Origin of the sequence: Halomonas campaniensis (genome assembly GCF_014193375.1) — a bacterium.
Classification (GTDB): domain Bacteria; phylum Pseudomonadota; class Gammaproteobacteria; order Pseudomonadales; family Halomonadaceae; genus Halomonas; species Halomonas campaniensis.
The window spans coordinates 132,689-151,858 of the sequence record NZ_JACHZF010000009.1 but is presented as its reverse complement, the minus strand read 5'-3'; the positions used below and the strand labels follow the sequence as shown (position 1 = coordinate 151,858).

The 19,170-nt window shown below is 71.1% G+C and carries 14 protein-coding genes; 4 read left to right on the top strand and 10 right to left on the bottom strand.

The genetic code is table 11. From position 1 onward, the window contains the following. Positions 1–356: 356 nt before the first annotated feature. The 4 genes from BDK63_RS07870 to BDK63_RS07855 all read right to left on the bottom strand — a co-directional run bounded on the left by BDK63_RS07870 (position 357) and on the right by BDK63_RS07855 (position 4,929). Entirely contained in the window at positions 357–1,394 is a 1,038-nt protein-coding gene (locus BDK63_RS07870; RefSeq protein WP_183330813.1) for a C45 family autoproteolytic acyltransferase/hydrolase, read from the bottom strand. Positions 1,395–1,451: 57 nt separating this feature from the next. Then, positions 1,452–2,765, bottom strand: coding sequence for an amino-acid N-acetyltransferase (argA, locus tag BDK63_RS07865; protein WP_183330812.1), 1,314 nt, complete (start codon positions 2,763–2,765; stop codon positions 1,452–1,454). Between the two features lie 136 nt (positions 2,766–2,901). Beyond that, positions 2,902–4,167: an inorganic phosphate transporter gene (locus tag BDK63_RS07860; RefSeq protein WP_183330811.1), complete on the bottom strand. Its 1,266-nt coding sequence runs from the start codon at positions 4,165–4,167 to the stop codon at positions 2,902–2,904. Between the two features lie 81 nt (positions 4,168–4,248). Next, positions 4,249–4,929: a TIGR00153 family protein gene (locus BDK63_RS07855; RefSeq protein ID WP_183330810.1), complete on the bottom strand. Its 681-nt coding sequence runs from the start codon at positions 4,927–4,929 to the stop codon at positions 4,249–4,251. A 104-nt stretch (positions 4,930–5,033) separates the two neighbouring features. On the opposite strand from BDK63_RS07855, the gene BDK63_RS07850 reads away from it, so the two are divergent. Both BDK63_RS07850 and BDK63_RS07845 read left to right on the top strand, forming a co-directional pair. After that, a complete protein-coding gene (locus BDK63_RS07850; protein WP_183330809.1) occupies positions 5,034–5,885 on the top strand; it encodes a CYTH domain-containing protein in 852 nt (283 codons plus the stop codon). 33 nt (positions 5,886–5,918) lie between these two features. Beyond that, positions 5,919–6,827 carry an ion transporter gene (locus BDK63_RS07845; RefSeq protein WP_183330808.1) on the top strand — a complete coding sequence of 303 codons (909 nt, stop codon included), beginning with the start codon at positions 5,919–5,921 and terminating at the stop codon, positions 6,825–6,827. Positions 6,828–6,879: 52 nt separating this feature from the next. Here the strand turns inward: BDK63_RS07845 and BDK63_RS07840 are convergent, their stop codons facing one another. Both BDK63_RS07840 and BDK63_RS07835 read right to left on the bottom strand, forming a co-directional pair. After that, positions 6,880–7,503, bottom strand: coding sequence for an L-threonylcarbamoyladenylate synthase (locus BDK63_RS07840; protein WP_183330807.1), 624 nt, complete (start codon positions 7,501–7,503; stop codon positions 6,880–6,882). A 41-nt stretch (positions 7,504–7,544) separates the two neighbouring features. Next, positions 7,545–8,474 carry a PHP domain-containing protein gene (locus BDK63_RS07835; protein WP_183330806.1) on the bottom strand — a complete coding sequence of 310 codons (930 nt, stop codon included), beginning with the start codon at positions 8,472–8,474 and terminating at the stop codon, positions 7,545–7,547. A gap of 121 nt (positions 8,475–8,595) precedes the next feature. Between BDK63_RS07835 and BDK63_RS07830 the strand changes: the two genes are divergently transcribed. Together BDK63_RS07830 and mnmC are read left to right on the top strand one after the other, a co-directional pair. Next, on the top strand, positions 8,596–8,895 hold the full coding sequence (locus BDK63_RS07830) for a YciI family protein (protein WP_183330805.1): 300 nt from the start codon (positions 8,596–8,598) through the stop codon (positions 8,893–8,895). 160 nt (positions 8,896–9,055) lie between these two features. Continuing rightward, entirely contained in the window at positions 9,056–11,110 is a 2,055-nt protein-coding gene (gene mnmC, locus BDK63_RS07825; RefSeq protein WP_183330804.1) for a bifunctional tRNA (5-methylaminomethyl-2-thiouridine)(34)-methyltransferase MnmC2/FAD-dependent 5-carboxymethylaminomethyl-2-thiouridine(34) oxidoreductase MnmC1, read from the top strand. Between the two features lie 186 nt (positions 11,111–11,296). Here the strand turns inward: mnmC and BDK63_RS07820 are convergent, their stop codons facing one another. The 4 genes from BDK63_RS07820 to smc all read right to left on the bottom strand — a co-directional run bounded on the left by BDK63_RS07820 (position 11,297) and on the right by smc (position 19,153). Then, entirely contained in the window at positions 11,297–11,566 is a 270-nt protein-coding gene (locus tag BDK63_RS07820) for a YheU family protein (protein WP_183330803.1), read from the bottom strand. After that, positions 11,563–13,623, bottom strand: coding sequence for an NAD-dependent DNA ligase LigA (gene ligA, locus BDK63_RS07815; protein ID WP_183330802.1), 2,061 nt, complete (start codon positions 13,621–13,623; stop codon positions 11,563–11,565). The genes BDK63_RS07820 and ligA overlap by 4 nt, the downstream gene beginning before the upstream one ends. Before the next feature lie 123 nt (positions 13,624–13,746). After that, positions 13,747–15,435, bottom strand: a complete 1,689-nt coding sequence (gene zipA, locus BDK63_RS07810; protein ID WP_183330801.1) for a cell division protein ZipA — start codon at positions 15,433–15,435, stop codon at positions 13,747–13,749. Positions 15,436–15,661: 226 nt separating this feature from the next. Continuing rightward, positions 15,662–19,153: a chromosome segregation protein SMC gene (gene smc / locus BDK63_RS07805; protein WP_183330800.1), complete on the bottom strand. Its 3,492-nt coding sequence runs from the start codon at positions 19,151–19,153 to the stop codon at positions 15,662–15,664. Between the last annotated feature and the right edge of the window lie 17 nt (positions 19,154–19,170).

Below are 19,170 nucleotides of genomic sequence, written 5' to 3'. Positions count from 1 at the left end.
TTCGGGGGCCGGGCGCACAGGGCAGTGATTGCCCGAACTCCCTTGGCGATCGAAAGCGGTTCGAGCCGTAGTGAACCGCTTCCGTTGCTCACCCTGACTATTGCGATAGCCGTGCCAGAAAACCCTGAAAGCCTTACTTTTCAACAGATTAAAAGTGGTCAGAAAGTGGCATGGGGGAACAGGGGACGAAATGACGGGCTCGAGAGGGGGTGGAACGGCCATTTTCGTTGCCAACTGGCGACAGGTTTTTCCTGCCTTTAGAAAAGCTCTTTACAGACAAGGGGTTGAAACGTTGGCAAATGGAGACATCGCGACAGCGGCCGACGCTCATGAGCGACAGGAAGCGCGTCGGCGCCTCAGCCAGCGGGGTGGCGGGGGTGGAAGCCGGCATGGACCGGAGCGGCGTCCGGCCGGTCATACAGCCGCCACGCCACCCCGTCGGGGCCCGGTTCGAAGACCGCCGTTGCCAGGGTGTTCTCGTGATCCGGGTCCTCGGGGTCCAGGCGCAGGATCGGCAGGCCCGCGGACTGCCGGTCATGCAGGATCGCCAGTGGCGCCAGGATGCCCGCCTCGATCAGGGCCTCGCCACGGCGCTGGCGGTCCGCGGAGGAGGCCGTGATGACCTGGCTGGCGAGCCCCCGACGATGGTGCAGGGCATGGTTGGCGTGGACCAGCGGGGCCTCCACCGGGCGGACCGACACCTCGCCCCCGCCGAACTCGAGGCTGACGATCCGACCCCCGCCCGGGGCCGCCAGGGTGAAGTGGAAGCCGCCGCTGCCGGGGTGGCGGCGAAGCAGCGCGAGCGCCTCGTCCAGGCCGGGCTGGTCGAGCACCGCCCGGCCCAGCACCATGCGCGGCACGTCCGGTGAGACGCCTCTCAGGCGCAGGTTGTTGACCGCCTGCACCAGGCCACCCCGGGTGATGGCCAGGGTATGGCCGGGCAGCGAGCCCGGGTAGCAGAAGGCCGTGAACCCGCCCCCCTGCCGGAGCCTGGCCTCGAACAGGAAGCAGTGCCCGCGCAGGCATGGCAGGCCGTCCTCGTTGTGGGCGATCAGCGGCCTCTTCCCCGGCACCACCAGGGTGGTGCAGCCATCCGGCACGCTGGCCAGCAGGTCGCCCCGGCAGTTCCAGGCGAAGACGCTCTCCAGGGCCAGTCCCAGGCCCTCGGCGAGCCCCTCCAGCTCGGCCCAGATGGCCGGGAAGTGGCGGCGGGTGGTGTCGGCCATGCGCGCCAGGTGGCCACGGTGCGCCGGGTCCATCACCGCCGCCCAGTCGGCGCTGGGCAGCAGGTGCTCATGGACCGCGCGACGCCCCGCCCGGCCCAGGGCCAGGCCCAGGGTGCGGGGATCGCCGGCGGCCCGCTGCCGGCCGATCAGGGAAGGCGATTCGGACATGGCGCTGGCACTCCCTCCTGCGGGGTTGGCGTGAGGCCCCACGGCCGGCCGCCGGGCTCAGCCCAGCGACTTGACCAGGATCTTCGACTTGCGGGCGTGGTTGTAGGTGTCACGCCGGAGCGGGGGCAGCGAATCGATGTCGGCCAGGCGGAAGCCATGCTCGAAGAACCAGTGGGTGGTGTGGGTGGTCAGCGCGAAGAGCGCCGACAGGCCGATGCGCCGCGCCCGACGCTCGATCTCGGCCAGCAGCAGCTCACCGCGGCTGCCGCCCCGGTAGTCGTCATGCACCGCCACGCAGGCCAGCTCGCCCATCTCGGCATCGCCGAAGCCATGCAGGGCGGCGCAGCCAATGATCATGCCGTCGCGATCGATTACCAGGTAGTCGTCGATCTCGTGCTCGAGGCGCTCCCGGGAGCGCGGCACCAGCATGCCGCGGCGCTCCAGGGGCTCGAGCAGCTCCAGCAGGCCGCCGATGTCGGCCAGCTCCGCCGGCCGCAGCTGCTCGTAACGGTGCTGGGTGATCATGGTGCCCACCCCGTCACGGGTGAACAGCTCGCCGAGCAGGGCATCGTGGTCGTGCCAGGAGAGCAGGTGGGTGCGCGCCACCCCGTGGCGGGCCGCGGCGCAGGCCGCCTCCAGGTGGCGCGACAGCTCGCTGCCGGGGGCGGCCTGGCGCAGCAGCGGCTCCGCCTCGGCCGGCGTCAGCTGCCGCTGCAGCTGGCCGCTGGCGTCGAACAGGCCGCTGGCCTCGCCGAGCAGGATCAGCTTGTCGGCGCCGAGCGCCATGGCGGCGTGCTGGGCCACGTCGGAGGCGTTGAGATCGAACACCTCGCCGGTGCTGGAGAAGCCCAGCGGAGGCAGCACCACCAGCGAGCCCTTCTCCAGCAGCCCCTCGATGGCCGAGGCCCGCACCCGGCGCACCTCGCCGCTGCGGTCGAAGTCGACCCCCTCGCGGACCCCCAGCGGCTTGGCCATCACCAGGTTGCCGGAGACCGCGGTGAGCTCCACCCCGTGCATCGGGGTGTTGGGCAGCCCCAGCGACAGCCGCGCCTCCAGCCACAGGCGCTGCTCGGCGGCGACCCGCTCGATGCAGGCCATCACCGGCGCGTCGGCGATCCAGCGCCCCTGGTGCAGGCCCGGCACGATGGCGGCCTCGTCCAGCGCCTGCTGCACCTGGGGGCGGATACCGAACACCACCACCAGGCGCACGCCCAGGGTATGCAGCAGCGCCAGGTCCTGGATCAGCTGCTCCCCTCGCCCTCGCGCCATGGCCTCGCCCTCGATCAGGATGACGAAGGTGCGCCCGCGGTGGGCGTTGATGTAGGGCGACGAGTTGCGGAACCAGTCGACGAAGGGAAAGCGTGTGTCCAAGGACCTCTCTCCGGGGGCGATGATTGCAGGGAAACGAGAGTCGAGGATAGCAGAGCGGGGAAAGCCGCGGCACCGCCCCGGAAAGCGACCGGGCCCGCGACAGCGCGGGCCCGATGCTGGCAGGGGGTGCCGGCGGCTAGCCGAAGATCCCCTTGAAGGTGAAGAAGAACAGGATGGAGAGGCCGGCACCGGCCGGCAGGGTGATCAGCCAGGACATCACGATGGTGCCGATCACGCCCAGGTTGAGCGCCGCCATGCCACGGGCCAGCCCCACCCCCAGTACCGCCCCCACCAGGGTGTGGGTGGTGGAGATCGGCAGGCCGGTGCCCGAGGCGAGCACCACGGTGGTGGCGGCGGCCAGGGTGGCGGCGAAGCCGCGGCTCGGGGTCAGCTCGGTGATGCCGGTGCCCACCGTGGCGATCACCTTGTGGCCATAGGTGACCAGGCCGACGACGATGCCGCCGCCGCCCAGCACCAGCACCCACCAGGGCACCAGGGCGGCGCTGTCGATGACGCCGTCGCTGCGCACCACGCTGATCACCGCCGCCAGCGGGCCGACGGCGTTGGCCACGTCGTTGGAGCCGTGGGCGAAGGCCATGGCACAGGCGGTGAAGATCATCAGCACGCCGAACACCCGCTCCACGTTGCTGAAGCCGAAGTGGTCGTCGGCACGGCGCTCGTACTTGATGCGCCGCTGCATGACGATGCCCACCCCCATGATCGCCACGCCGATCAGGAGGGAGAGCAGGAAGCTCTGGCCGAAGCTGAGGTCCAGCCCCACGTGCTTCAGCCCCTTGGTCAGGGTGACCATGGCGACGATGAAGCCCACCAGGAAGACGTAGCCCGGCACGTAGCGCTTGGCCGCGGCGAAGGGCTCGTGGGACTCGAAGATCAGGTGCTGCACCGACCTGAAGAGCACGAAGGCGATGGTGCCGGCCAGCAGCGGCGAGATCAGCCAGCTCGAGGCGATGGTGCCCACCTTGCCCCAGGCCACCGCCTCCATGCCCAGGCCCACGGCGCCGAAGCCGACGATGGCGCCGACGATGGAGTGGGTGGTGGAGACTGGCCAGCCCTTGGCCGAGGCGATCAGCAGCCAGATGGCCGCCGCCAGCAGCGCCGAGAGCATGCCGTAGACCAGGAACTGGGGGTCGGCCTCGAGCAGGGCCGGGTCGACGATGCCGCCGCGGATGGTCGAGGTGACCTCGCCGCCGGCCAGCCAGGCGCCGAGGAACTCGAAGACCACGGCGATCAGGATCGCCTGCTTGATGGTGATGGCCTTCGAGCCCACCGAGGTGCCCATGGCGTTGGCCACGTCGTTGGCACCGACACCCCAGGCCATGAAGAAGCCGAACAGGCAGGCCAGGATGATGAAGATTTCGCCGTGCTGCGCGATGATCGACATAGGGAGTTCGTCCTATGTGGCTTGTCGGGAGTGGCGTGCGCGAGATCGCCCGGGATCGCCGGGCGCATCACGCAAGAGGAGTCAGCGGGCCGTGAGGATCTGCAGGCGACTGCCCACCCGCTCGGCGCGATCGGAGAGTTCGCCGACCCAGTCGATGATCTTGTAGAGGAAGATCACGTCCACCGGCGGCAGCTCGCTCTCCAGCTCGAAGAGCCGGCGGCGGATGTCGATCTGCTGGCTGTCGGCCTGGTGCTCGAGCACGTGCAGTTCGCGGATCAGGCGATGCATCACGTCGGAGACGTTGCGGCCGAAGCCGGACTCGAGCAGGGTCTCGAGCTCTTCCATGGCCTCCCGCGACTGGGCCACGCAGGCCACCGCGGTACGGATGTAGTCGCGCATCGGCTCGGCCAGGGGCTCGGGGACCCGCATCCTGCGGCCGAGCATGATGCCGGTGATGTCGCGGACCTTGTTGGCCATCTTGTCCTGCACGCTGACCAGGTCGAGGATGTCGGTGCGCGAGACCGGCAGGAAGATGGTGTTGGGCAGGTTGAGGCGCAGGTCGGTCTTGAGCTCGTCGGCCTCGTGCTCGAGGCGAGTGACCGACTCGCGGATCCGGCCGGCCTCGTCCCAGTCCTCGGCCAGCGTGGCCTCGAAGAAGGGCAGCAGCTGGTCGGCACATTCGTTGGCCTTGACGATATGGGTCAGCAGCGGCTGGAATGGCGAGCGACCGAACATCGCGGAAAACGGGTTGGGAGTTACCATTGGCGTCGTGTGCCCTTGGGAAATGGCGGCGACAGTATAGTGACCCCACCCCGCTCCGTCATGAAAAAATCATCCAGACGTAACCCGATCGAGGTGGCAATCCGATGAGTCAGGAGATAGAGCTCAAGCTGGCGCTGGGCCAGGACGGCCCCGCGGCGCTGCGCCGCCACCCGCTGCTGGCGGCGCTGCCGGTGCGGGTGTCCCACCTCGGCAACACCTACTTCGACACCCCGGACGGGGCGCTGGAGCGTGCGCGGATGGCGCTGCGCCTGCGCCGGGTCGACGGTCGGGTGCTGCAGACGGTGAAGACCCGCGGCCAGGGCGGCGGCGGGCTCTCCACCCGCGGCGAATGGGAGTGGGAGGTGCCCGGCCCGGGGCTGGACCTCGAGGGCCTGGCGGGGCTGCCGCCGGCCGCGCTGGGCGACGAGGTGCTCGCCCGGCTCGCGCCCCGCTTCACCACCGACTTCCGCCGCGAGACTCGCGAGATCGCCCATGCGGGCAGCCGCATCGAGCTGGCCCTGGACGAGGGTGAGATCCTCGCCGGCGAGCGCCGGGTGGCCATCCGCGAGCTGGAGCTGGAGCTCAAGGCCGGCGCGCCTGACGCCCTCTGGTCGCTGGCCGAGGCGCTGGCCGAGTCGGTGCCCCTGCGCCCCTCGGATACCAGCAAGGCCGCCCGGGGTGGTGCGCTGCTGGCCGGGGGCTGGACGCTACCCGGGGGCGACAGCACCGCCGACCTCCTGCATCGCGCCGTGGTGGCCCTGGATGCCCTGGCGGACACCGGCGAGCCGACCTGGCGGGAGGCCGCCCGGGAGGCGCTGGCGCCGCTGGCCGACCGGGCTCCCGAGGCCCGGGAGCTGGCCCGGGGCCTGGACGCGCCCGACTGGCCGACGCCGGCCTTCGGGCTCGCCGCCCTGCGCCTGGCCCGCCGGCTGCCCGCTGACCGCGACCTCGCCTGACCCCCCCTCCCGACCCGTCCAAGGAAACCTGCCATGACGCTCGAGTTCAAACCCGGTGGCGAGGGCCTGCGCACCCGGGCCTTCCATATCATCTTCGAGTCGGACACGCCGGCGGCCAAGGGCTTCGATATCGCGCTGATCGTGCTGATACTGGCCAGCGTGCTGGTGGTGATGCTGGAAAGCATCGAGAGCCTGCGGGCGGATTACGGCACCCTGTTCTTCTGGATGGAGTGGGGGTTCACCATTGCCTTCACCCTGGAGCTGGCGGTGCGCCTCTACTGCCTCGAGCGCCCGATGCAGTACCTGCGCAGCTTCTACGGGGTGGTGGACGTGATCGCCATCCTGCCCACCTGGCTGACGCTGATCCTGCCCGGCGCCCACGCGCTGGTGATCGTGCGGCTGCTGAGGGTGCTGAGGATCTTCCGCGTGCTGCGGCTGATGCAGTTCGTCGGCGAGGGGCGCCTGCTGATGGATGCGCTCAGGCGCAGCATCCGCCAGATCTTCCTGTTCTTCTTCGCCATCTTCATGGTGGTGACCATCTTCGCCGCCGTGATGTACCTGATCGAGTCCCCCGAGGCCGGCTTCACCAGCATCCCCCAGTCCATCTACTGGGCCATCGTCAGCCTGACCACGGTGGGTTACGGCGATATCGTGCCGGCCACCCCCATCGGCCAGGCGATCACCGTGATGCTGATGCTGATCGGCTACTCGATCATCGCCGTGCCCACCGGGGTCTTCTCCGCCCAGGTGATCCGCTCGATCCGCGAGGAGCGCTACTCCGACGAGGCCTGCCCGGGATGCGGCCACGACCGCCACGAGCGCGGCGCCCTCTACTGCCTGAAGTGCGGCACCTGGCTCGACGAGGACACCCCCGACCCGCACCTCTCCGAGGAGGAGCAGGCGGCCTGGTGGCAGGCCCGCAAGGGGAAGGAGAGGAAATAAGGGTAAGGAGGGCGAGGCGACGCCGCCGGCTCAGGCCGGCGGCGCGGGGCGGTTACTCGCGGAACGGCGCCACGTCGCCGCGCCCCTCGCGGAGGATCGTCGGCGGCAGGTCGCGCAGGTCCACCACGCTGGTGGCCTCCAGGTGGCAGGCGCCGCCGTCGATGATCAGGTCCAGGTGGGCGCCGAAGCGCTCGCGGATCTCCTCGGCGTCGGTCATGGGCAGTTCCTCGCCCACCGGGATCAGGGTCACGCTCATCAGCGGCTCGCCCAGCGCCTCGAGCAGTGCCAGGGTGATGCGGTGGTCCGGCACCCTCACGCCGATGGAGCGGCGCTTGGGATGCAGCAGCAGCCGCGGCACCTCGGTGGTGGCATTGAGGATGAAGGTATAGGCGCCGGGCGTGTGCGCCTTGAGCAGGCGGAAGACGGCGTTGTCCACCTTGGCGTAGGTGCCGATCTCGGAGAGGTCCGAGCAGACCAGGGTGAAGTTGTGCTTGTCGTCCAGGGAACGCAGCCACTTGATCTTCTCGATGGCCTTCTTGTCACCGAGGTGGCAGCCCAGCGCATAGCCGGAGTCGGTCGGATAGGCGATCACCCCACCGTCGCGGATGATCTGGATCGCCTGGTCGATGAGGCGCTTCTGGGGATTATCGGGGTGGATCTGGAAGAACTGGCTCATGGGGGCGCTCCCTGTGCAGTGGCCATGATGGGATGGGGTGACTATAGCGCGCCGGCGTCCCGGGTCGCCCGCGGCAGGCCGACGACGTCGGCGAGCCGGGGGTGGGTCCACACCGGCAGGGTGGCCGTGCGCGGCACGGGGCTCATGCTGCCCGGTGCCAGGTGGCCACCGGGAAAGTGGAAGTCGCTGCCCAGCGAGGCGTAGAGCTCGCGCTCCTGCAGCTGGCGGGAGAGGTCCCGGGTGACGTCGGCGTTCTGGAAGCCGCTGACCAGCTCGGCGGCCTGGCCGCCGGCCGCGCGGAAGGCGTCCAGCAGCAGGCCTCGCTTGCGCCGGGTCAGGCCGTGGCGCAGCGGGTGGGCCAGCACTGCCACGCCCCCCGCCGCGACGATCCAGCCCACCGCCTCGGCGAGCTCCGGCCACAGCGCCTTGACGTCGCCGGCCTTGCCGTCGCCCATGTGCTTCTTGAAGGCCGTGCCGATGTCGGGCACCAGGCCCGCGGCGACCAGCGCCCGGGCGAAATCGGGACGCCCCAGGGGACGGTCGCTGCCCGCCTGCTCGCGGGCCCTCTGCAGGGCATCTGCGAGGCCGACCTTCTCCATGCGCTCGGCGATGCGCTCGGCGCGCCGGGTCCGGGCCTCCGCCTGGCTCGCCAGCCCCTCGACCAGGGGCCCCCGGGCGCCCCGGGGCAGCAGGCCGACCACGTGGATGTTGATGCCAGCCCAGCGGGTGGAGAGCTCGGTGCCGGGGATCAGCACGAGCCCTTCCCGCGTCGCGGCGGCCGACGCCTCGGCCACGCCGGCCACGGTGTCATGGTCGGTCAGCGCCAGGTGCGTGAGCCCTCGCGCCCGGCACAGCGACACCAGCTCGGCGGGCGGCAGGGCCCCGTCGGAGGCGGTGGAGTGCATGTGCAGGTCGATGGAGAGCGGGGCGGGGTCACCCTCGAAGCGGGCGGGGAGTGGATACATTGGCATGACGCCGGCAGACGACTTTGTCAGAATGGCTTTCCATGGTGCGCGCCCGGCCGGCGACGGTCAATGCCGCACCCAGCGGTTTCTCGCGGCGCGAGCCGCCCCATCCGAGGAAGCGACAGCAATGCTCTACGCCATCATCAGCGAAGATGTGAACAACAGCCTGGAACGGCGCCTGGCCGCGCGCCCGGACCACCTGGCCCGCCTCGAGGCCCTGCGCGACGAGGGCCGCCTGGTGCTGGTCGGCCCCCACCCGGCCATCGACAGCGAGGATCCGGGCGAGGCGGGCTTCACCGGCAGCCTGGTGGTCGCCGAGTTCGAGAGCCTCAAGGAGGCCCAGGCCTGGGCCGACGCCGACCCCTACATGATCGCCGGGGTCTACGCCAGGGTCACGGTGAAGCCGTTCAAGAAGGTGATGCCCTGACCCGCTCCCGTCACGCTGCCCTGTCCACAGGCGGGTTTTGCACAGAGTCTGTGGATAACACTGTTGAAACGCCGCGGATGACTTTCCCCAGCCGGGATCACAGGCCGCCGCGGCACCATTGATCAGATCCTGACCAGCCACGCCCACCGACGGAGCCCCCGTGACCGCTGCCCCCGATGGCCTGCCCCCGCTCGCCGCCCTGGAGACCGCCCGCCTGGACTGGCAGCGCGATGACAGCGGTGAAGCGGCCCCCCGCTCCACCGCCTTCGACGACGTCTACTTCTCGCGCCACGACGGCCGCGCCGAGACCGAGCACGTCTTCCTCGCAGCCAACCGCCTGCCCGAACGCTTCCGGGCCTGGCGAGAGGCACGCCCCTTCGTGGTCGGCGAGACCGGCTTCGGCACCGGCCTCAACATGCTCTGTGCCTGGGCCTGCTTCGACACCCAGGCCCCGGCGGGCGCGAGGCTGCACCTGCTCTCCACCGAACGCTTCCCGCTCACCCGCGAGGACCTGGCCCGGGCGCTCGCCGCCTGGCCCGACCTCGGCCCCCGCGCCGCGACGCTAGTCGCCCAGTGGCCCGAGCCGGTGGCCGGCGTGCACCGCCTGTGGCTGGATGAGCGGGTCACCCTCGACCTGCACTTCGGCGATGCCGCCGAGCGGCTGGGGCTGCTCGACGGCCGGGTCGACGCCTGGTTCCTGGACGGCTTCGCCCCGGCCAGGAACCCCGAGATGTGGCGCCCCGAGCTGTTCGCCGCCATGGCCGCCCGCTCGCGCCCCGGCGCCACCTTCGCCACCTTCACCTGCGCCGGGGTCGTCAAGCGCGGCCTGGCCGCGGCAGGCTTTGCCTGGCGCAAGGTACCGGGCTTCGGCCGCAAGCGGGAGATGCTCGCCGGCGAGATCGCCGCGCCACCGCTGGATGAGCGGCGAACCCGCACCCCCTGGTTCACGCCCCCCGCCGCCCGGCCACCGCGCCATGTGGCGGTGATCGGCGCCGGCATCGCCGGGGCCAGCGCCGCCGCCGCCCTGGCCCGGCGCGGCATCGCGGTCACCCTGATCGACCGCTTCGACCGCGCCAGCCTCGGCGAGACCCACCTGCAGGGGGCGCTCTACGTGAAGCTGGCCGTGGACACCAACCTGCAGAGCCGCACCTACCTGGCCGGGCTGCTGCACAGCCGACGCTGGCTCGAGAGGCTCGACCCCGAACAGCGGCTGTGGCGTCCCAGCGGCGTGCTGCAGCTGGCCCTGAGCGAGAGGGAGCAGGCGCGGCAGGCGCGCTTCCTGTCCAACCACCCGCTGCCCGAGAGCGTGGTGCGCGGCCTCGACGCCGAGGCGGCCAGCGCGGTGGCCGGCATCGAGGTGCCGGGGCCCGCGCTGGACTACCCCTGTGCCGCCTGGGTCCGGCCGCTCTCGCTCTGCACGCACCTGGCCGCCACCTCGGGCGTCGCCTTCCGGCAGGGCGAGGTGACGGCGCTGGAGAGGGACGCCGACGGCTGGCGCCTGGGCCTGGCCGACGGCGAGGGGCTTCGGGCTGACCAGGTGGTGGTCGCCGGGGCCAGCGAGGCCGCCGGCTTCGCCCAGACCGCCGCCCTGCCCCTGCAGCCGGTGCGCGGCCAGGTCAGTCAGCTTGCGGTTCCCGAAGTCGCCCCCACCCTGGGTCGGGTGGTGTGCGCCGGCGGCTATGTGCCGCCGGCGGCGGACGGTGTGCTCAACTTCGGCGCCACCTTTGCCCCGGGAGAGACCGACCCGGCGGCGCGCGAGGCGGACCACGCCGCCAACCTGGCCGAGCTGGCCCGGGGCCTGCCCGCCTTCGTCGAGGCGCTGCGCGCCGCGGGGGCGGACCTCTCCCCCGCACGGCTCACCGGCCGGGTGGGCGTAAGGGCGGCGAGCCCCGACAAGTCGCCCTACGCCGGGCCGGTGCCCGACGCCGAGGCGTGGCGGGAGGACTACGCGGCGCTGGCCCGGGACGCCACCCGGGTGCCCGACATCACGGGGCGCCACCACGAGGGGCTCTGGATCAGCGCCGCCCACGGCTCCCGGGGGCTGGCCAGCGCGCCGCTCTGCGCGGAGCTTATCGCCTCGATGATCTGCGACGAGCCGCTGCCCCTGGAGCAGCCCCTGGTGGACCACCTGCACCCCGGCCGGCGGCTGATCCGCGACCTGATACAAGGGAAGCATGACTCAGCATCAGCGAGAGGCGTCGGTAACGGCTCGTAGAGGGGGTCCTACGCCAGGGGTGAGGAGCACTGCTCCGAACGGGCTGGCCATGGATGGCCAGCACCGGACCTGCAAGCGGAGCGGGACGCGAGAGCGAAGCAGGGCGTCGGTAGCGCCCAGGGACGGGTTCACAGCGCCCCCTCGAGAGCTGTTGCCGAATCAGCCTCGAGCGTTGTTAGCCAAGTCTTACCCTTCTTCCTCATCATCGGCCAGGTCCCTGCCGAAGGCCCGCCACTGGGCCAGAGTCATCACCTCGGTGCTCTCGGTCTGCAGGTCATGGGCGATGACCAGCTCGTCCCGCTCGAGCTGGCGCCTGAGCTCGGCCACCCAGCCGCGCATGCCCTCACCGGTGTCGGTGGTGTCATAGCCCTGGCGGGTGACGAAGGCCTCCAGCAGGGCGTCCAGGGTCTCGCCCGGCAGCATGCGGTAGGGAATCTCCACGAAGCGTCCGCTCATGCGTCGTCCTCCCCGTCGGCGCCCTCGCCCGACTCCCAGGCGGCCAGCCGCTCGAGGAAGGCCGCCTCGTCCAGCACCGGCACGCCCAGCTGCATCGCCTTCTCGAGCTTGCTGCCGTTGGCCTCGCCGGCCACCAGCCCGGCGGTCTTCTTCGAGACGCTGCCGGCCACCTTGGCCCCCAGCGCCTGGAGGCGCGCCTTGCCCTGGTCGCGCGTCATGGTCTCCAGGGTGCCGGTGAGCACCCAGGTCTGGCCGGCCAGGGGCTGCGGGCGCTCGCCCACGGCCTCCTCTTCCCAGCGCAGGCCGCAGGCGATCAGGTCCTCGATGGTCTCGCGGTTATGGGGCTGGCGGAAGAAGGTGTGCACATGGGCGGCCACGATGGGCCCCACGTCCTCCACCGCCTCCAGCGCCTCGATCTCCGCTCCCATCAGCGCCTCCAGGGTGCCGAAGTGGCGGGCCAGGTTGGCCGCCGTGGCCTCCCCCACCTCGCGGATGCCCAGGGCGTAGATGAAGCGCGAAAGCGTGGTCGCCTTGGCCTTCTCCAGCGCCGCCACCAGGTTCTCGGAGGACTTCTGCCCCATGCGCGGCAGCGTGGCGAGCCGCTCGGCCTCCAGCCGGAAGAGGTCGGCGGGGGTGGTGATCCAGTCCCGCTCGACCAGCGTCTCGATCAGCTTCTCACCCAGGCCCTCGATATCCAGCGCCCGTCGCGAGGCGAAGTGCTTGAGCGCCTCCTTGCGCTGGGCCGGGCAGTAGAGGCCGCCGGAGCAGCGTGCCACGACCTCGTCCTCGAGGCGCTCGATCTGGGAGCCGCAGACCGGACACTGCTCGGGGAAGACGATCTCGCGGGCATCCGCCGGACGCAGCGCCTCGACCACGCGCACGACCTGGGGAATCACGTCGCCGGCGCGGCGGATGGCCACGGTGTCGCCGATCATGACCCCGAGGCGAGCGATCTCGTCGGCGTTGTGCAGGGTGGCGTTGGAGACGGTGACGCCGGCCACCGAGACCGGCTCCAGGCGTGCCACCGGGGTGATGGCGCCGGTACGCCCCACCTGAAACTCCACCTCGTTGAGCCGGGTGGTCTCCTCCTGGGCGGGGAACTTGAAGGCGATGGCCCAGCGCGGCGCCCGGGCGACGAAGCCCAGCTCGCGCTGCAGGCGCAGGTCGTCCACCTTGATCACCACACCGTCGATGTCATAGCCGAGGCCGTCGCGCTTCTCTCCCAGGGTGCGACAGTAGTCGATCAGCCCGCGGCTGCCGGTCACCACCCGGAGCTCGCCGCTGGTGCGGAAGCCGAACTGTCCCAGGTGCGCCATCAGGGCACTGTGGGTGGGGTCGCCCGGGGCGGGATCGATACGCGCCACCTGATAGGCGCTGAACTCCAGCGGGCGGGTGGCGGTGACCCGGGGGTCGAGCTGTCGCAGGCTGCCGGCCGCGGCGTTGCGAGGGTTGGCGAAGACCTTGGTGTCTTCCTGGCGCGCGCGCTCGTTCATCGCCTCGAAGCCGGCATGGCTCATGATCACCTCGCCGCGCACCTCCAGCAGGTCGGGCCAGGCCTCGCCGCGCAGCTTCAGCGGGATCGACTTCAGGGTCCTGAGGTTCGAGGTGATCCCCTCGCCGGTGCGTCCGTCGCCGCGGGTGGCCCCGCTCACCAGCACGCCCGCCTCGTAGACCAGCGACACCGCGGCGCCGTCGAGCTTGGGCTCGCAGCAGAAGGCCAGCGACTCGCCATCCACCTCCAGGCGGTCACTGATGCGCTTGACGAAGGCCTCAAGCTCCTCTTCGCTGAAGGCGTTGTCCAGCGACAGCATGGGCACGGCGTGCTGGATCTCGGGGAAGCCGGCGTCGGGGGCCGCCCCGACTCGCTGGGTGGGCGAGTCCGGAGTGACCAGCTCGGGGTGGGCGTCCTCGAGCGCCTGCAGTCGACGCAGCCGGCGGTCGTAGTCGGCGTCGGTGAGGGTCGGGTCGTCGAGGACGTAGTAGCGGTAGTTGGCGTCGTCGAGTTCGGCGCGCAGCCGCGCGACCTCGTCGCGGATCTGCTGGTCGGGCTGACTCATGGTGTCCCTGGTCCGGTGTCACAAAGGCCGGGCTATTCTCGCACACCCGCGTTTCATGCACCCCATAAAGGAACAACCCCATGAATTCATGGGGTTGTTCCTCTTCAAGCGGCTGGCTCGGCGCTAGTTCACCTGGTAGCGGTTGAGCCGGTTGCGCCGCACGAACTCCTGCACCCGCTGGCGGGCGAACTCCACGGTCTGCGCGGTCATCACGCTGTGGTTCTCGTCCTTCAGCTCGCCGCCGAGGTGGCGGACGATGACCATGGCGGTCTCGACCATCGCCTCGAAGGCCGCCGAGGCGTCCTCGGCCCCCGGCATCGGCATCAGCAGGGTGATCCCCGGGGTGCGGAAGTCGTCCATGGAGTGGATCGGGAAGGTGCCCGGTTTCACCACGTTGACCATGGAGAACTGCAGCTGGCTCTCCGGATCCTCGGTCTCGAAGCGGTGGAAGATCCCCATGTCGCGGCTGTAGCGCAGCCCGCAGGCGAGCATCAGGTCGAGCAGCGTCGTGCCGGAGAAGCCCTCCTCGTCCCGGGACATCACGCTGATGACGATGATCTCGTCGGCGTGGCTCAGGGCGTGGCGGGCGTGCTCCGCGCTGACATCGTGGCGCAGGGCCTTCTCCAGCACCGGGTGCACGCGCACCTTGTCGCTGATTGCGGGCTCTTCCGCCTCGGGCAGAGCATTCGACTCCGCCTCGACGTCCGGGTGACCCGAGTGGGCGTCGTCGTCATGGCGGCGGGCCCGCGGCGCGGCGAAGAGCGGGTCGTCGTCATCGGCATCGGCAATGGCCTCGGCCTCGAGCCGGCGACGCTCGGCATCGCGGGCGGCCTTCTCCTCCTCGGCCCGGGCCTGGGCCAGGCGGCGCTGTTCGGCTTCGCGGGCGGCCTTCTCGGCACGAGCCGCGTCACGGCGCTCCTTCTCGAGACGCTTCTGCTCGCGGCGCTCGGCCAGGGTCTTCTGCAGGGAGGCGCCGAAGCGCTGCACGGAGGCCCCGACGCGCTTGGAGCCGCTCTTGAAGGAGTCGCTCATGCCGTCGAGATCCACCAGCCGGTAGCGCTCAGCCTCATGGGACTCGTCGTGGTCCTCGGGGTCGGCCGCCAGCGGTTCGGACAGCGAGGCGTCGAGCTCCGACGGCGACTCGTCCAGCGCGGAGAGGCTCGGCTCCCGACGCTCGGGGGACGCCGGCGACGGCGCCTCCGGCGTGGCCGGGACGTCGGAGGCGACAGGGCGCGATGCGGTCTCGGGCGCGGCGTCGCGGTGTGGCTCGATCGACACCTCGGCAGGCGTCGCCTCGGGTGCCTGACGCACCTCTTGCTGCCGAACCGCTTCCTGCCTAACCTCTTCCTGACGCAGCGCTTCTTTCCGCTCTTTACGCTCGTTCTTCTCTTTGCGCTCTACCCGCACGTCCGGCTGCCTGGCGTGTTCCTCTTGCCCCGCGACTTCCCGGGCCTGCGGCTTGCCGACACGGTCGGCGGAGGCCGCGACGGGATCACGGGGCTCACGGGCCTCCCTGAAGCTGGCCAGCACGCGGGAAGCGCCGGGATGCTCCTGGCGCTCCAGCTTGGGCTTGGGTTGCACACGGCTGTAGTCCGCGGGCCTGACGACTCGCGCCCCTCCGTTGGGCAGTTCCCAGTTGAGTTCGGCGGCGCGGGCCGCCTCGTCGGGGTCGAGGTCGGTGCCTCCGGCATCATCCGCCACCTCGTCCAGGCGCGGGACCTTCCTCTGGCGCTGGAGGCGACGCACTCCATCCACCACGATGAGGGTCACCAGCGCCAACCCCAGGATGATCAGCCACTCTCTAAGTTCCATGGGTCGTCAGCCTTTTGCTAAGGCGCCATGCCTGATGGTTGTCCGTCAACAGCATAGCGCGATTGCCAAAAAAGGGGCCAATTTTTTTATTTGTCAACCCCCGGCGATTTTTCACCGTGAGTCGACGATGCCCCGTGCAATCGCCCTTCGATAATCCCCGTGCATCCATGCAATGCAGCATTACTGATCTCCTTGTTACCCCTTTTGGGGCCAACGTTCAAGCCTCTCAGGCCTCGGCCAGGGCGGCCGCCTCCTCGACGCCCACCGCCACCAGACGGGAGACACCCGGCTCCTGCATGGTCACCCCCATCAGACGCTCGCCCGCTTCCATGGCGATCTTGTTGTGGGTGATATAGATGAACTGGACGCTCTCGGACATCTCCTTCACCAGCTTGGCGTAGCGCCCCACGTTGGCGTCATCGAGAGGAGCATCCACCTCGTCGAGCATGCAGAAGGGCGCCGGATTGAGCTGGAAGATGGCGAAGACCATCGACAGGGCGGTCAGCGCCTTTTCGCCACCGGAGAGCAGGTGAATGGTGCTGTTCTTCTTGCCGGGGGGGCGCGCCATGATGGCCACCCCGGTTTCCAGCAAATCCTCGCCGGTCAGGGTCAACCATGCGGTTCCACCGCCGAAGACCCGAGGGAAAAGCGACTGCAGCCCGGCGTTGACTCGCTCGAAGGTGTCGCGAAAGCGGGTGCGGGTTTCCTGGTCGATCCGGCGGATGGCCCGGTCGAGGGTCTCCAGCGCTTCGCTGAGCTCGGCATGCTGCGCCTCGAGGTAGTCGCGCCGTTCGGCCTGCTGGTCGTACTCCTCGATGGCCGCCAGGTTGATCGCGCCGAGCCGGCGAATGCGCTCGCCCAGCTCCTCCAGGCGCGCCTGCCAGGCCGACTCGGTGGCGTCGGGGTCCAGCTGCTCGGCCAGCGCCTTGGCATCGTGCCCCAGTTCGCGGAGCTGCTCGTCCTGGGTCTCGGCCTTGAGGCTCAGCGCCTGGACCTGCATGCGCGCCTCCTGTAACCGTTCGCGGATGCCCTCGAGGTTGCGCTCATGGCCCTGGCGGGCCTGCTCGTCCTCGCGCAGCCGCTCGACCAGTTCGGCGGCCCGGGCGCGCACGGCATTCAGCGCCCGCTCCTCGCGCTCGCGGCGATCGAGCAGCTCGTCGAGACGCTCGCGGCGCTCCTCCTCGGGCTCGCGAAGCAGCTCGCGCTCCTCCTCGAGCTCTTCCGCGCGCTGCTCGAGGCGCTCCCGCGCCTCGCCGGCCCGTCCCTGCTGCTCGGCCAGGCCCGCGCGCTCGGCGGCGAGCCGTTCCTGCTCCAGCGCCAGGCGCTGCAGCTGGTCGGCCAGGGGACGCTGGCGACCGCGCAGCGAGACCAGCCGCTCGCGGGCCTCGCCACGCTCGCGGTCGAGGCGCTCGCGCCGCTCGGCGCCCTCCTCGAGCCGCGCCATGGCCTGCTGCCAGCGGTCGCGGCTCTCCTCGATGGCCAGCAGCGCCTCCTCGCGGGACTCGCCGAGGCCGGCGAGCTCCTCCGCCAGCTCCGCGGCACGTCCCTCCAGGTGCTCCAGCCGACTGGCCAGGCCGCTGTCCTGCACCGCCAGCTGCTGGCGGCGCTGGTCCAGCTCGCGCTCCTCCAGGCGACACGCCTCCAGGTCGCCCTCGGCCCGCTCGGCCCGTTCGGCGGCCTCCGCCAGCCGCTGCTCCTGCTCGGCCAGGCGCGCCTCGACCGCTTCCAGCGCCTCGCGGGCCTCGGCCTGTCGGCGCCGGCTCACCAGCAGCGCATCGGGCCCCTCGCCCTGGCCACGGTGCCGGGCCCAGCCTGGCCCGAGCCAGAGGCCGTCGGGGGTGATCAGGCTCTCCCCCGGCGCCAGGTCGCCGCGCTGCGCCCAGGCATCCTCCCGGGCGTCGACGCAGCGGATCCCGATCAGCCAGCGCCCGGCGGCACCGGCGCCCTGCACCCGAGCCGCCAGGCTCTCCGTGGGGGCCGGCGGCGACTCGGCGTCGATCAGGCCCAGCTCGGCAGGCGCCTCATCCAGGGCGGCGCGCCCCGCGTCCAGGGGGACCAGGCGGGCACGCAGCCAGGGCGCCAGCACCCAGGAGACGGCCGCTTCCCAGCCGGCCTCCACCGACAGGCTCTCGCCCAGGCGGGGGGCGTCGGCCAGGCCGTGGGCCGACAGGTGGCTGTCCAGCGCCTCGTCATGGTCGGCCAGCCCGGCCTGGATCAGCGCCTCCAGGGAGGCGAGCTCGCCCTGCAGCTCGCTGCGACGCTGGCGATCCGCCTCGCGGGCCGCCTCGGCCTCGCGGGCCTGCTCCCGGGCGCCGTCGCGATGCTGCTGCAGCGCTTCGCGGCGCGCCTCCAGGGCCTCACGCTCGAGCTCCAGCTCGGCGAGCCGCTCGGTGAGCTCGCCACGCTGCTCGGCCAGCAGGGCGATGTCGGGCAGCTCCTCGTGCTGCTGGCGGCGGCGGCGCTCGTCGCCCTCGATCCGCTCCAGCCGGGATTCCAGCTCGCGCAGGCGATCCTGGCTGCGCTCGGCCTCGCGGCTCGCCTCGCGCCACTGCTCGTTGAAGGCTTCCCAGGCGGCGTCGGCCTCCTCGGCCTCCGGCTCGGCCTCCTCGAGGGCGGCCTCGAGCTCCTCGAGCTGTTCGGCCAGCGCCTCGCGCTCGGGGACCAGGGTCTCCAGGCGCTCGTCCAGGCGTAGCCGACGCTCGCCGTCGTCCTCGCCGAGGCGGACGAGCTCGGCCAGCTCGCGCCGGGCCGCCTCCAGGTCCCGGGCGAGCTGGGCATCGCGGGCGCGGGCGTGCTCGATGTCCTGCTCGAGGCGGGCGATGGCGGTGGTGGTCTCGAAGAACTGCGACTGCTGGCCATCCAGCTCGGTGGCGAGTCGGTCGTGGTCGGCGCGGGCCTCCTCGAGGCGGGTCTCGCACTGGCGCAGCCCGAGCACCTCGCGCTCCACCCCGGTCTCGAGTTCGCGGACCCGGGCCTCCTCCTCGCCCTGGCGGGCGCGCAGGTCACGCCCGCGCAGCAGCGCCAGCTCACCCTTGACCCGGTGCTCCTCGTTCTTGAGCGTCTGGTAGCGGCGGGCGGCCTCGGCCTGGCGCTTGAGCCGCTCGAGCTGCTTGTCGAGCTCCTCGCGGATATCGTCCAGGCGCTCCAGGTTCTCCTGGGTGCGGCGCATGCGGTTCTCGGTCTCTCGGCGGCGCTCCTTGTACTTGGAGATGCCGGCGGCCTCCTCGAGGGTCGCGCGCAGCTCCTCGGGGCGCGCCTCGATCAGCCGCGAGATCATGCCCTGGCCGATGATGGCGTAGGAGCGCGGGCCGAGGCCGGTGCCCAGGAAGAGGTCGGCGATGTCGCGGCGGCGACACTTCTGGCCGTTGAAGAAGTAGCTGGACTGGGCGTCGCGGGTCACCACCCGCTTGACGGCGATCTCGGCGTACTGGGCATAGACGCCGCCCATGGTGCCGTCGCGGTTGTCGAACAGCAGCTCGATGGAGGCCTGACCCACCGGCTTGCGGCCGGTGGAGCCGTTGAAGATGACGTCGGTCATCGACTCGCCGCGCAGGGTCTTGGCCGACGACTCGCCCATCACCCAGCGCACCGCGTCGATGATGTTGGACTTGCCGCAGCCGTTGGGCCCGACGATGGCGGTCATGTTGCCGTCGAAGGGCACCGTGACCGGGTCGACGAAGGACTTGAAGCCGACCAGGCGTATCGACTTGAGGCGCATCGTCGGCTACCCGGACC

Excerpts from the sequence above, each read along its gene's own strand:
- BDK63_RS07870 (WP_183330813.1), bottom strand. The coding sequence starts at position 1,394 with ATGTCCGAATCGCCTTCCCTGATCGGCCGGCAGCGGGCCGCCGGCGAT.
- BDK63_RS07860 (WP_183330811.1), bottom strand. The coding sequence starts at position 4,167 with ATGTCGATCATCGCGCAGCACGGCGAAATCTTCATCATCCTGGCCTGC.
- BDK63_RS07855 (WP_183330810.1), bottom strand. The coding sequence starts at position 4,929 with ATGGTAACTCCCAACCCGTTTTCCGCGATGTTCGGTCGCTCGCCATTC.
- BDK63_RS07850 (WP_183330809.1), top strand. The coding sequence starts at position 5,034 with ATGAGTCAGGAGATAGAGCTCAAGCTGGCGCTGGGCCAGGACGGCCCC.
- BDK63_RS07845 (WP_183330808.1), top strand. The coding sequence starts at position 5,919 with ATGACGCTCGAGTTCAAACCCGGTGGCGAGGGCCTGCGCACCCGGGCC.
- BDK63_RS07840 (WP_183330807.1), bottom strand. The coding sequence starts at position 7,503 with ATGAGCCAGTTCTTCCAGATCCACCCCGATAATCCCCAGAAGCGCCTC.
- BDK63_RS07835 (WP_183330806.1), bottom strand. The coding sequence starts at position 8,474 with ATGCCAATGTATCCACTCCCCGCCCGCTTCGAGGGTGACCCCGCCCCG.
- BDK63_RS07830 (WP_183330805.1), top strand. The coding sequence starts at position 8,596 with ATGCTCTACGCCATCATCAGCGAAGATGTGAACAACAGCCTGGAACGG.
- BDK63_RS07820 (WP_183330803.1), bottom strand. The coding sequence starts at position 11,566 with ATGAGCGGACGCTTCGTGGAGATTCCCTACCGCATGCTGCCGGGCGAG.
- ligA (WP_183330802.1), bottom strand. The coding sequence starts at position 13,623 with ATGAGTCAGCCCGACCAGCAGATCCGCGACGAGGTCGCGCGGCTGCGC.
- zipA (WP_183330801.1), bottom strand. The coding sequence starts at position 15,435 with ATGGAACTTAGAGAGTGGCTGATCATCCTGGGGTTGGCGCTGGTGACC.
- smc (WP_183330800.1), bottom strand. The coding sequence starts at position 19,153 with ATGCGCCTCAAGTCGATACGCCTGGTCGGCTTCAAGTCCTTCGTCGAC.